The organism is Candidatus Acetatifactor stercoripullorum, assembly GCF_944382095.1.
GTDB classification, from domain to species: Bacteria; Bacillota; Clostridia; order Lachnospirales; family Lachnospiraceae; genus Acetatifactor; species Acetatifactor stercoripullorum.
Window position 1 is genome coordinate 1 of sequence record NZ_CALWMU010000042.1, and the last position, 12,863, is coordinate 12,863.

10 protein-coding genes are annotated in these 12,863 nt (G+C 50.1%); all 10 read left to right on the forward strand.

Annotated elements, in window-relative coordinates:
* Window positions 1–212 precede the first annotated feature (212 nt).
* The 10 genes from pepT to mreC all read left to right on the forward strand — a co-directional run bounded on the left by pepT (window position 213) and on the right by mreC (window position 12,862).
* Window positions 213–1,451, forward strand: a complete 1,239-nt coding sequence (pepT, locus tag SHK35_RS11635) for a peptidase T (protein WP_318705172.1) — start codon at window positions 213–215, stop codon at window positions 1,449–1,451.
* Window positions 1,448–2,893 (forward strand): tRNA (N6-isopentenyl adenosine(37)-C2)-methylthiotransferase MiaB, encoded by a 1,446-nt coding sequence (gene miaB, locus SHK35_RS11640; protein WP_318709903.1) that lies wholly within the window; start codon window positions 1,448–1,450, stop codon window positions 2,891–2,893. The genes pepT and miaB overlap by 4 nt, the downstream gene beginning before the upstream one ends.
* Window positions 2,894–3,032: 139 nt before the next feature.
* The gene (gene mutS / locus SHK35_RS11645; protein ID WP_318705185.1) at window positions 3,033–5,684 is read left to right on the forward strand and encodes a DNA mismatch repair protein MutS; all 2,652 of its coding nucleotides are present in this window, start codon (window positions 3,033–3,035) and stop codon (window positions 5,682–5,684) included.
* A gap of 41 nt (window positions 5,685–5,725) precedes the next feature.
* Window positions 5,726–7,591 (forward strand): DNA mismatch repair endonuclease MutL, encoded by a 1,866-nt coding sequence (mutL, locus tag SHK35_RS11650; RefSeq protein WP_318705170.1) that lies wholly within the window; start codon window positions 5,726–5,728, stop codon window positions 7,589–7,591.
* A 14-nt stretch (window positions 7,592–7,605) separates the two neighbouring features.
* Window positions 7,606–8,571 (forward strand): tRNA (adenosine(37)-N6)-dimethylallyltransferase MiaA, encoded by a 966-nt coding sequence (miaA, locus tag SHK35_RS11655; protein WP_318709904.1) that lies wholly within the window; start codon window positions 7,606–7,608, stop codon window positions 8,569–8,571.
* The gene (locus tag SHK35_RS11660; RefSeq protein WP_318709905.1) at window positions 8,568–9,896 is read left to right on the forward strand and encodes a methionine gamma-lyase family protein; all 1,329 of its coding nucleotides are present in this window, start codon (window positions 8,568–8,570) and stop codon (window positions 9,894–9,896) included. Before miaA ends, SHK35_RS11660 begins: the two co-directional genes overlap by 4 nt.
* Window positions 9,897–9,966: 70 nt before the next feature.
* Window positions 9,967–10,206, forward strand: a complete 240-nt coding sequence (locus SHK35_RS11665; protein ID WP_318705167.1) for a DUF4321 domain-containing protein — start codon at window positions 9,967–9,969, stop codon at window positions 10,204–10,206.
* 48 nt (window positions 10,207–10,254) lie between these two features.
* The gene (gene radC / locus SHK35_RS11670; protein WP_318705166.1) at window positions 10,255–10,953 is read left to right on the forward strand and encodes a RadC family protein; all 699 of its coding nucleotides are present in this window, start codon (window positions 10,255–10,257) and stop codon (window positions 10,951–10,953) included.
* A 26-nt stretch (window positions 10,954–10,979) separates the two neighbouring features.
* Entirely contained in the window at window positions 10,980–11,990 is a 1,011-nt protein-coding gene (gene mreB, locus SHK35_RS11675) for a rod shape-determining protein (RefSeq protein WP_318705165.1), read from the forward strand.
* Window positions 11,987–12,862 carry a rod shape-determining protein MreC gene (mreC, locus tag SHK35_RS11680; RefSeq protein WP_318709906.1) on the forward strand — a complete coding sequence of 292 codons (876 nt, stop codon included), beginning with the start codon at window positions 11,987–11,989 and terminating at the stop codon, window positions 12,860–12,862. The genes mreB and mreC overlap by 4 nt, the downstream gene beginning before the upstream one ends.
* Window position 12,863: the final 1 nt, after the last annotated feature.

Here is a 12,863-nt window from a genome sequence, read left to right on the forward strand (position 1 = left end):
AAAAAAAGCAAGGGAAACCTTGCAAAATAAGAAAATATTTTATTTACTATTATTCATCAAGTGGCAAACTCGGGCGGCAGACCCTGAGAGCCTTCGGGGAGATCGAAGCCCCAAGCTTCCATGCCTGCCGGGCTTAAAAGAGTTGAGATATTGTAAAACTCGTGTTATGATAAAGTCTGCATGAAATTGTAGATTGAAATGTGAGGATGATTATGACAAAAACCATTGAAAATTTTTTGCGGTATGTGACGGTGGATACCCAGTCCCAGGAAAATTCGGATACAATCCCCAGCACGATGAAGCAGCATGATCTGGCAGGGCTGCTTGTGGAGGAGCTTAAGGCTATGGGAGCCTGCGATATCACCTACGACAGAAAGCACTGCTATGTGTACGCCACAATTCCTGCCTCATGTGGCTGCGAGAAGGGGCCGGTACTGGGCTTTATCGCTCATATGGACACTTCTCCTGCGGTGACGGGGGCCGGGGTCTCACCCAGAATCGTGGAGCGCTATGACGGCGGCGATATTGTGTTAAACGAGAAGGAAGGCATCGTGATGAGAGCGGCTGATTTTCCTGAGCTGTCAGGCTATCAGGGGCAGGATTTGATTGTGACGGACGGAACCACTTTGCTTGGAGCGGATGACAAGGCGGGGGTTGCGGAGATCATGGCCATGGCGGATTATCTGCTGCATAATCCCCAGTGCAGGCATGGAAAAATCCGGATTGCCTTTACCCCGGACGAAGAGGTGGGAGACGGAGCGGAATACTTTGATGTGAAGCTCTTTGGAGCTGATTTTGCCTATACGGTGGACGGCGGCGCCCTGGGGGAGCTGGAATATGAAAGCTTTAACGCTGCAGGAGCGGTTCTGCATGTGTATGGGAGAAGCGTCCATCCCGGCTCCGCCAAGGGAAAGATGAAAAACGCCATTTTGATTGCACAGGAATTCCAGAGTCTTCTGCCGGTTTTTGAAAACCCTATGTACACGGAAAAGTATGAAGGCTTTTTCCATCTGGACAGCATTTCCGGAAATGTGGAGGAGGTCACGGCGGATTATATTATCCGCGACCACGACAGGGCGCTGTTTGAGCAGAAGAAGGAAACCTTTCTTCGCTGTAGGGATTTTTTAAATCAAAAATATGGACAAGGCACCGTGAAGGTGGACATGAGGGACTCCTACTACAACATGAGTGAGGTGTTGAAGGATCATATGCACCTGGTGGAAAACGCAGCGTCTGCCATGGAGGAGCTTGGCATAGAGCCTAAGATTTCTCCTATCAGAGGAGGCACGGACGGCGCAAGGCTTTCCTTTATGGGGCTTCCCTGTCCCAATCTGTGCACGGGCGGGGAAAATTTCCACGGGAAATATGAATATGCCTGCGTCCAGTCCATGGAGGCGGTGACAAAGCTTTTGATCCGGATTGCGGAAAAATATGCGGGGTATGAAGGATGAATACAAATTTGGAAAAGATAGATACCACCGCCCAGGCACCGGTGACAGAGCCGGAAAGACAGTATTATTTTATGGCAAGGGCCAGAGAGCATGTAAAGGCGCTGGAGGAGCGGCTTGGAAGAAAGCCCCTGTGCTGCGTCACCACCTTCGGCTGTCAGATGAACGCCAGGGATTCGGAAAAGCTGGCAGGCATCCTGAAGGCGGCGGGCTACGAAATGACCCAGGAGGAAAATGCAGATTTCGTAATTTTTAACACCTGTACGGTGCGGGATAATGCCAATCAGAGGGTGTACGGCAGGCTTGGGGTGTTAAACGGCTATAAGAAGAAAAATCCCGGCATGAAAATTGCCCTGTGCGGCTGCATGATGCAGGAGCCTTCTGTGATTGAAAAGCTGAAGAAAAGCTATGGCTTTGTGGATTTGATTTTCGGCACCCACAATATTTACAAATTTGCGGAGCTGCTTACAGCGTCCTTTGAGAGAGAGGGCATGATCATAGACATCTGGAAGGACACGGACCGGATCGTGGAGGACCTGCCCGTGGAAAGGAAATACCCCTTTAAATCGGGAATCAATATTATGTTCGGCTGCAATAATTTCTGCAGCTACTGCATCGTTCCCTATGTGAGGGGGCGGGAGAGAAGCAGAAACCCTGAGGATATCATCCGGGAAATTGAAGGACTTGTATCGGACGGGGTGACGGAAGTTATGCTGCTTGGACAGAATGTAAATTCCTACGGGAAAAATCTTGAGAACCCCGTCACCTTTGCCCAGCTGCTTACCCAGGTGGAGAAAATAGAAGGGTTACAGCGGATCCGCTTTATGACCTCACACCCAAAGGATTTATCCCCGGAGCTGATCCAGGTGATGAAGGAATCAAAAAAAATCTGCCGTCATCTGCATCTGCCCCTGCAGTCCGGCTCCACCAGGATTTTGAAGGCCATGAACCGCCGTTATACCAAGGAGCAGTACCTTGAACTGGCCCTTCGCATCAAAAGAGAGATACCGGATATCTCCATCACCACGGATATTATCGTGGGCTTCCCCGGGGAGACCTTTGAGGATGTGGAGGAAACCATAGATGTGATAAGAAAGGTGAAATTCGATAACGCCTTTACCTTTATCTATTCCAAGCGGACGGGAACCCCGGCGGCGTCCATGGAAAACCAGGTGCCTGAAAGCCAGGTGAAGGAAGCCTTCGACAGGGTGCTCAAAGCAGTACAGGATACTGCAAAGGAACAGGCGGGCCGTTTTCAGGGACAGATCATGGAGGTCCTTGTGGAGGAGAGAAATGAAAATGATCCCAGGCTTTTGACGGGAAGGCTTTCCAACAATATGCTGGTGCATTTCCCGGAGGATATCTCCCTGATTGGGAGGCTTGTAAGGGTTTCCCTGGATGTCTGCCATGGCTTTTACTATACGGGACACATGGTGGAAGAATAAAGTACCAAGATTTACAATTACAATATTTTGTGGTAAGATAATAGCGGATGCGCAAACCTTTGTGCATCCGCTTCTTTACGGAAGAAGTAAGGCAAAAGAACAGGAGTAAACCATTTTGCAGGAATCAGAATTGACACCCATGATGCAGCAGTACCTGGAGACGAAGAAGCAGTACCCGGACTGTATCCTTTTTTACCGTCTGGGTGATTTTTATGAAATGTTTTTCGAGGATGCGCTCACCGCGTCCAAGGAACTGGAAATCACGCTGACAGGAAAAAACTGCGGACTTAAGGAGCGGGCTCCCATGTGCGGGGTGCCTTATCATGCGGTGGAAGGATATTTGACTAAATTGGTCAATAAGGGCTACAAGGTGGCCATCTGTGAGCAGATGGAGGACCCCAAGCTGGCCAAGGGGCTTGTGAAAAGAGATGTGGTCAGGATTGTCACTCCCGGAACCAATTTGAATATGCAGGCCCTTGAGGAATCCAAAAACAATTATTTGATGTGTGTAACCTACACGCCCACGAAGATAGGCATTTCTGTGGCGGATGTGACCACAGGGGATTATTATCTGACGGAAGTGGAGGACCTAAGGAAGCTTCAGGATGAAATGATGAAGTATCAGCCCTCGGAAATTATCTGTAATGACGCTTTTTTGGTCAGCGGCATGGATATTGACGATTTGAAGGGAAGATACCATATTTCCGTGAATGTGCTGGAGGCCCATCTGTTTGACGATGAGAGCTGTAAAAAAGCCCTGTTGAAGCACTTTAAGGTGAACACACTGATGGGGCTTGGCGTGGAGGAGTTTCCGGTTGGGGTGATTGCGGCGGGCGCTCTTTTGCAGTATCTTTATGAGACCCAGAAAACCACCCTGGAGCATTTTACCCATATTTATCCCTATCTCACCAATAAATTTATGCTCCTTGACAGCTCCACCAGGCGAAATCTTGAGCTTACGGAAACCCTCAGGGAGAAACAAAAAAGAGGGTCTCTTTTGTGGATTTTGGATAAGACGAAAACTGCCATGGGCGGCAGAAAGCTCAGAAGCATGCTGGAGCAGCCTCTCATCGACAAAGAAGAGATGGAGATGCGCCTGGACGCCATTGAGGAATTGAATAAAGACAGTGTATCCCGGGACGAGCTGAGAGAATATTTAAGCCCCATCTATGATCTGGAGCGGCTTTTGAGCAAGGTGATCTATAAGACGGCAAACCCAAGGGATTTGATTGCCTTTCGCAATTCCCTTGAGATGCTTCCTCATATCAAAACGGTTTTAAAGGGCTTTGAAAAGGAAGCCTTAAGGGGCATTTATAATGATTTGGAAGGCCTTGAGGATATTTATCAGCTGATCTTAAATGCTATTGAGGAGGAGCCCCCCATCACCATCAGGGAGGGCGGCATCTTAAAGGATGGCTTTGACGAGACCATTGATATGCTAAGGAGCGCCAAGCATGACGGAAAGAAATGGCTTGCCCTTTTGGAGGAGGAGGACAGGGAGCGGACCGGCATTAAGAATTTAAAGATCAAATATAACAAGGTGTTCGGCTACTATTTTGAGGTTACCAATTCCTATAAAGAGCTGGTGCCCTCTGACTATGTGCGCAAACAGACCCTTGCCAATGCAGAGCGTTATACAACGCCCAGGTTAAAGGAGCTGGAGGATACCATTTTAAATGCGGAGGACAAGCTGCAGACCCTGGAATATGATCTGTTCTGCAAAATCAGGGATTCCATCGCCATGGAGATAGACCGCATCCAGAAAACGGCAAAGGCTGTGGCTCTTTTGGATGTGTTTACCTCTCTTTCCCTGGTGGCGGAGCGCAATCGCTATGTGCGCCCGAAGCTGAACGAAAAGGGCGTGATAGACATAAAGGACGGCAGGCATCCGGTGGTGGAACAGATGATCACCCATGATATGTTTATCGCAAACGACACCTATCTGGACAATGGCTCCCACTGCATCAGCATCATTACAGGCCCCAATATGGCGGGAAAATCCACCTATATGCGGCAGACGGCGTTGATTGTGCTTATGGCGCAGATCGGATGCTTTGTGCCGGCAAAGTCGGCCAATATCGGCATAGTGGACCGGATTTTTACCCGGGTGGGTGCCTCCGATGACCTGGCCAGCGGTCAGTCCACCTTTATGGTGGAGATGAACGAGGTGGCAAATATTTTGAGAAACGCCACCTCCCACAGCCTTTTGATTCTGGATGAGATCGGCAGGGGCACCTCCACCTTCGACGGGCTGAGCATTGCCTGGGCTGTGATAGAGCATATCAGCAACAGAAAGCTTTTGGGAGCAAAGACCTTGTTTGCCACCCATTATCATGAGCTGACGGAGCTGGAGGGGAAAATGAGCAATGTGAACAATTACTGCATTGCGGTGAAGGAACGGGGGGATGAGATTGTGTTCCTTCGAAAGATTGTGAAGGGGGGCGCAGATAAAAGCTATGGCATTCAGGTGGCAAAGCTGGCGGGAGTGCCGGACATGGTCATTGACAGGGCAAAGGAGATCGTGGAGCAGTTAAGCGATAACGACATTACCGCAAAGGTTCAGAATATCGCCGTAGACACAAGGGCGGACGCAAAGGCCAAAAAGCAGCCCAAATACGATGAGGTTGATCTGGCTCAGATGTCCTTGTTTGACACGGTTACAGATGAGGATGTGCTAAAGGAGCTGATGGATATCGAGGTTACCACCCTGACGCCCTTAGACGCTTTAAATACGCTCTACAGGCTGCAGAATAAGCTGAAAAACCGCTGGGGCGGCAGAGAACAGAAATAGTCCGGGGAAAGTGCCAGAGAAGGCACAGAAATGAGGAAATTATGGCACAGATACATGTACTGGATTCGGAGACCATTGACAAAATTGCGGCCGGAGAGGTGGTGGAGCGGCCTGCAAGCGTGGTAAAGGAGCTTGTGGAAAACGCCATCGACGCCAATGCAACAGCCATCACCGTGGAGGCAAAGGAGGGGGGCATTGCATTTATCCGGGTCACTGACAACGGAGACGGCATGGAGGCCGCACAGCTGCGGACTGCCTTTCTGCGCCATGCCACCAGCAAGATCGAAAATGCGGAGGATCTGACGCACATTTTAAGCCTGGGGTTTCGCGGAGAGGCTCTCTCCAGCATCGCGGCGGTGTCCAAGGTGGAGGTGATTTCTAAAACAGCAGGAAGCCTGACTGGAGGAAGGATTGTGCTAGAGGGCGCAAGGGAAATAGAATTTGGGGAGGTGGGCGCACCGGAAGGAACCACCGTCCTGGTGCGGAACCTCTTTTTCAACACGCCGGTGCGGCGGAAATTTTTGAAAACGCCCGTTACCGAGGGGGGATATATTTCAGACCTTATGGAGCACCTTGCTTTGTCCAGGCCGGACATTTCCTTTAAGTTTGTGCTGGGGAACCAGACCAGATTCCACACCTCGGGAAACGGAGATTTAAGAGAGGTGATCTATCGCCTTTACGGTAGAGAGACTGCGGCATCACTTGTGCCCATACAGTGGGAGCGGGAGAACATACGCATTCAGGGTTATCTGGGGGAGCCTGTTTTAGTGCGCTCCAACCGGAACTTTGAAATCTATTTTATCAATGGGAGATTCTTAAAAAGCGCAGTGATAGCGGGAGCTGTGGAGGAAGGCTATAGGGAATATCTGATGCAGCATAAATTTCCCTTCTGCGTGCTGCATATTCAGATGGAGCCAGGCCGTGTGGATGTAAACGTACATCCCACTAAGATGGACGTGCGTTTTGACAGCGCCGCAGAATTCTGCAGTATTCTTTCCGAGGCCGTCCAAGGCACCCTGAGGCAGCGGGAGATGATACCGGAGGCTGTGCTGGGAAATGAAAACGAGGCCCGAAAGGAAGAAAAAGAGCAGCGCAGACAGCTGCAGGAGGAAATGCGAAGAAAAGGAGTGCCGGAGCCCTTTGAGAAGAGACGCATGGAAAGCTATCGAGTGATGGAGGAGGCCAGATATCAGGATCGAAAGCCGGAGAGCCTTCCGGACGAGACTGAAGAGAAGGCGGCAGAGACGGCGGTCACAGCCCCAGAGGCAGCGGTCACAGAGGCAAAGCAGCTTGATTTGTTTGAGGAAAAGCTGCTTTCGGTGGATAATAGGGCCAGGTACCAGCTGATTGGCCAGGTGTTTGACACCTATTGGATGATTCAGTTTGAGGATAAGCTTTTGATCATCGACCAGCATGCGGCCCATGAGAAGGTAAAATATGAGCGGCTGATGCGGCAGTACCGGGAAAAAAGTGTGGTATCCCAAAACCTGATGCCCCCTGTGATTGTCAGCCTTACCGGCCAGGAGGAGGTCACGCTTCGGGAGTACGGCGATGCTTTTACAGAGCTTGGCTTTGAGATCGCGCCCTTTGGCGGCAGTGAGTATGCCGTAAGAAGCGTTCCCACAGATTTGTACGGCTGCGGCGAGAAGGAGCTGTTTTTAGAGGTGATGGATCAGCTGGCTGCCTTGGGAAACAAAGGAAGCCTGAAGGCTGTGGAAGAAAAAATCGCCTCCATGTCCTGTAAGGCGGCGGTGAAGGGAAACAGCCCCTTAAGTCAAAGAGAGGCGCAGGCGCTGATCGATGAGCTGCTCACCTTGGAAAATCCTTATCACTGTCCCCACGGACGGCCTACCATAATTTCGATCAGTAAAACGGAGATGGAAAGAAAATTCAAGCGAATTGTATAGGAGGCAGAAAAGTCATGACAAAACCGCACATGATCGTGCTTGCGGGGCCTACGGCGGTGGGAAAGACCACTCTTTCTTTGAAGCTTGCAAAAAGGGTGAAGGGGGAAATCATTTCCGCAGATTCCATGCAGGTATACAGGCATATGGATATTGGCTCCGCCAAGATCATGCCGGATCAGATGGAGGGGGTTCCCCATCACATGATTGATATTTTGGAGCCCTGGGAAGAATTTAACGTGGTGATCTTTAAACAGAAATGTGAAGCATGTCTTAAGGGAATTTATGAAAGAGGACATATCCCCATTGTGACCGGAGGAACGGGCTTTTATATTCAGGCGCTGCTTAGAGATATTGATTTTACAGAGAATGAGGAAAATACCCGCATCCGGGAAGAGCTGGAGGCGCTGGCAGAGGAAAAGGGAACGGCGTACCTCCATGAACTGCTGGAAAGCGTGGATGCGCCCTCGGCCCGGGCCATACATGCCAACAACAAAAAGCGTATGATACGGGCCCTGGAATTCTACCAGCTCACCGGGCAGCGCATTTCTGACCACAATCAGAAGGAGAGACTTAAGGAGGACGCGTACCGCGCCTGCTATTTTGTGTTAAGCGATAAGCGGGAGCGCCTGTACGGGCGCATTGAACAACGGGTGGATGAGATGCTTCAGGATGGGCTTGTTGAGGAAGTAAAAAAGCTTAAGCAAATGGGCTGCCATCAGGGAATGGTGTCCATGCAGGGGCTTGGCTATAAGGAAATTCTCTCTTATCTGGATGGGGAGATATCCTTAGAGGAGGCTGTACGGCTTTTAAAGCGTGACACCAGGCATTTTGCAAAAAGGCAGCTCACATGGTTCCGGAGAGAGAAGGATGTGATATGGGTTGACAAGGACCACTTTTTGTATGATGATGAAAAAATACTGGAATTTATGCTTGAAAAGCTGGCAGAAAAAAATATTTACGAAAATGAGGAGAAGCCATGAGCGATACGGATAAGCTGTACGGGGCCATGGGCATCGGAAAAGAGGTGCTTGCCTATGGGAATGCCGTACTCGAAGGACTTTTGGACCGTTTTGCACAGATAGACCGCACTGCAGAATATAATCAGCTGAAGGTGCTTAGGGCCATGCAGGAAAATCAGGTCAGCGAGGCCTGTCTTTTGGGCACCACGGGCTATGGCTATAACGATCTGGGAAGGGATACCCTGGAGAAGGTTTACGCAGGAGTTTTCCACACGCAGGACGCGCTGGTGCGGCCTCAGATTACCTGCGGCACCCATGCCCTGGCGCTGGCCTTAATGAGCAATTTAAGACCGGGGGATGAACTGCTCTCCCCTGTGGGAAAGCCCTATGACACCCTGGAGGAGGTCATAGGCATAAGACCATCCAGAGGCTCCCTTGCAGAATATGGGATTACCTACAGGCAGGTGGATCTTCTGCCGGACGGAAGCTTCGACTATGAAGCCATCCGCCGTGGAATCAATGAGAGGACAAGGCTTGCAGCCATTCAGCGGTCCAAGGGCTATCAGACCCGTCCCACTCTGTCCGTAGAGCGGATTGGGGAGCTGATCGCCTTTATAAAAGGCATAAAACCGGATGTGATCTGCATGGTGGATAACTGCTACGGCGAGTTTGTGGAGACAAGAGAGCCTTCCGATGTGGGAGCGGATATGGTGGTGGGCTCCCTGATTAAAAATCCGGGGGGAGGACTTGCTCCCATCGGCGGCTATATTGCCGGAACGAAGGAATGCGTGGAAAATGCCGCGTACCGTCTTACCTCCCCGGGGCTGGGGAAAGAGGTGGGGGCTTCCCTGGGCATTTTGAGCAATTTTTATCAGGGCTTTTTTCTGGCCCCGGTGGTGACGGCAGGCGCCTTAAAGGGGGCCGTGTTTGCCGCCAATATTTATGAGAAGCTTGGCTTTGACGTGGCGCCAGACGGCAGTGAGGACAGATATGACATTATTCAGGCGGTGACCTTCGGCACACCCCAGGCGGTGACGGCCTTCTGCCAGGGAATTCAGGCTGCAGCCCCTGTGGACAGTCATGTGGTTCCGGAACCCTGGGATATGCCCGGCTACGATGCACAGGTGATTATGGCGGCGGGCGCCTTTGTGTCCGGCTCCTCCATTGAGCTGTCGGCAGACGGACCCTTAAAGCCCCCTTATGCCGTGTATTTTCAGGGAGGATTGACCTGGCAGCACGCAAAATTCGGCATCCTGAAATCCTTGGAGGCGCTGCTTAGAAAGGGTATTGTCTCTGAGGAAGAAATAGCAAATGCCATGGAAAAATGTAGAAAAACCAAAAAATAAAATCTATGAATTTTATATACAGACGCCAGATTTTATGGTAGTATATAAAGACGTATGAGGAGGAAAAATCTTGAAGAGAGTAAACTGGGTGCTGGTGATCCTTGTGCTGATCGGATTTGTGATCGGCGGATTTATCGGAACCTATTTTGACGGAAGCTTTTTAAATTACGGGAAATCCTTTGGGCTGAATACGCCCATTGAGCTGGATTTAGGGTTTATACTGCTCACCTTCGGGCTGAAGATTCAAATTACCATAGCCAGTGTTATCGGAGTGGTGATCTCCTTGGTGATTTACCGTTTTATCCGTTAAAGTATCCTCGGGTTTTGTCTGTACATCGGAGAAGGCAAAAGGAGATGTATGGAGAAACGAAAAGTAAAAAACAGAGAGAAAAATCAGGATCTTCCCTATGAAAAATTTCTGCGGTTTGGTCCGGAAAGCCTTACGGAGCGGGAGCTGCTTGCTATCATCATACGCACGGGCACCAGGGAGCAGAACGCGCTGCAGCTGGCCGGAAAGGTTTTGGAGCTGGCCAGATATCCCAGGGAGGGGCTGCTTGGCCTCTATGACGTGACCTTAAATGAGCTGAAGTCCATTAAGGGCATCGGAGAGGTTAAGGCCATTAAGCTGAAATGTCTCACAGAACTTTCCATGCGCATCAGCACCGCCACAGCCGCCCAGGGAATCTGTTTTCATGATTCCGCCGCCGTCGCCCGGTATTTTATGGAAAGGCTCAGACACAGGGAAACAGAATGCGTCATTTTGGTGTGTCTGGACGCCAAGGGGCAGCTGATCGGAGAAAGGAAGCTTTCGGAGGGCAGCGTGAGGATGTCGCTGATTTCCCCCAGGGAAATTTTTCTGGAAGCCTTAAACAGCAGGGCGGTCCACATTTTGCTGGTGCATAATCATCCCAGCGGCGATCCGTCTCCAAGCAGGGCGGATCTGGAAATCACCCGGAATGTGCAGGAACTGGGAGACAAGCTGGACATTTCGCTGCTGGATCACATTATTATCGGTGATAACAGGTATACTAGCTTTAAAGAGGAGGCTTACCTGTAGCATCACTTCAGAAAGGGGTTGTCATTTTGGCAAACAACGCATTCGGTATCGACTTAGGTACCAATAATATCAAAATTTACAGCAGAAACGATGACAATATTATGGTGGAAAAGAACATGATCGCCATCGAAAATAAGAACACACTCTTTGCCTATGGAGATTCTGCATTTGAAATGTATGAGAAGGCGCCGGGAAATATTCATATTTCTTACCCGCTTTCCAACGGCGTCATTGCGGATATCAAAAACATGGAGACTCTGGTAAAATATTTTATCGGAGACCTGCAGAAGGGAAGCACCAAGCCGGCAGACTTTTTTATCGCCGTGCCCACCGATGTGACGGAGGTGGAAAAGAGAGCCTTTTATGATCTGATCAAGGATGCCAATGTGAAGGCGAAAAAAATTATGGTGGTGGAGAAGGCTGTTGCAGACGGCCTTGGACTGGATATAGATGTAAAAAATTCCCAGGGTGTTTTGGTGGTGAACGTAGGCTATGAGACCACGGAGATTTCCATTCTTTCTTTGGGCGGCATTGTGCTGAGCCGCCTGATCAAGGTGGGGGGACTGAAATTCGACGAGGCCATCCGGGCGTCGGTGCGACGGGAATTCAGCCTGATTATCGGCGGGAAAACGGCGGAAACCGTAAAGATTGCCCTGCGGGATTTGGAAAAAGAGGAAAGAGGCGCCGTGGTTTACGGACGGGACATCGTGACAGGCCTTCCGGTGGAAAGGGAGATTCCCACAAAGCTGGTGGACGAATCCTTAGAGGAGCATTTTAACACCATTATCGACAATGTAAAGGTGATTTTGGAACGGACACCGCCGGAGCTTGCGGCAGACATTTACAGACATGGCATTTATCTTACGGGCGGGGCTTCTCAGGTAAACCACTTGTCACAGCGGCTTGCGGCAGGAACGGGGCTGAGAGTAAATACAGCAGAAAATCCACTTACCAGTGTGGCTATGGGACTTGCGAAGATCATTAAGGATGACAACTATAAATCAGTAGCTTATGCGATTGAAGGGATGAGTAAATGAGCCCAATCATAAAAAGAAAAGGGGAGAAATTTACGATACCGAGTAAATATCTTCTCTTTATTTTGACCTTTCTCTGCACGGCCATGATGTTAATCACCTTTGGGACGGATACCTTTAACCGGCCCTTCAACACAATTTTCGGATATGTGATCGTACCCTTTCAGCAGGGGATCAGTCAGGTGGGAAGCTGGCTTTCAAACCGTTCCCAGGAGCTTGTGCAGATCAGGTCGCTGTTAGAGGAAAACGAAAGGCTCAGGGAAGAGGTGGCGGCCCTCACCGAGGAGAATACTCTTTTACAGCAGGACCGGTATGAGCTGAACAATCTCAGAGAGCTTCTTTCCCTGGATGAACAGTATGGAGAGTACAGCAAGGTGGGCGCCAGGATTATCAGCAGGGATTCCGGCAACTGGTACTCCTCCTTTATCATAGACAAGGGAACCCAGGACGGTCTGTCTGTGGACATGAATGTGATCGCAGGAGGCGGCCTGGTGGGGATTATTACCTCTGTGGGACCTAACTGGGCCAGAGTTACCTCTATTATCTCCGATAACAGCAATGTGAGCGCCAAGACGCTGGCCACTGAGGATAATCTGGTTGTGTCAGGAGATCTGCAGCTGATGGCGGAGGGCGTCATCACCTACAGCATGCTGGTGGACAGCCAGAATGCAGTGGTGGAGGGCGACAAGGTTGTGACCTCGGATATCAGCGACAAATATCTGCCGAATATTTTGATTGGCTATATCAATACCATAAACAGTGACTCCAACAATCTGACAAAATCAGGCTACATAACGCCGGCGGTAGACTTTGAGCATCTGGGAGAGGTTTTGGTCATTACAGATTTGAAGCAGCAGGTACCAGAAGAGGGATAGT

Coding starts and splice junctions, on each gene's coding strand:
- SHK35_RS11660 (WP_318709905.1), top strand. CDS start 8,568: ATGAGCGATACGGATAAGCTGTACGGGGCCATGGGCATCGGAAAAGAG.
- mutS (WP_318705185.1), top strand. CDS start 3,033: ATGATGCAGCAGTACCTGGAGACGAAGAAGCAGTACCCGGACTGTATC.
- miaB (WP_318709903.1), top strand. CDS start 1,448: ATGAATACAAATTTGGAAAAGATAGATACCACCGCCCAGGCACCGGTG.
- miaA (WP_318709904.1), top strand. CDS start 7,606: ATGACAAAACCGCACATGATCGTGCTTGCGGGGCCTACGGCGGTGGGA.
- radC (WP_318705166.1), top strand. CDS start 10,255: ATGGAGAAACGAAAAGTAAAAAACAGAGAGAAAAATCAGGATCTTCCC.
- mutL (WP_318705170.1), top strand. CDS start 5,726: ATGGCACAGATACATGTACTGGATTCGGAGACCATTGACAAAATTGCG.
- pepT (WP_318705172.1), top strand. CDS start 213: ATGACAAAAACCATTGAAAATTTTTTGCGGTATGTGACGGTGGATACC.
- mreC (WP_318709906.1), top strand. CDS start 11,987: ATGAGCCCAATCATAAAAAGAAAAGGGGAGAAATTTACGATACCGAGT.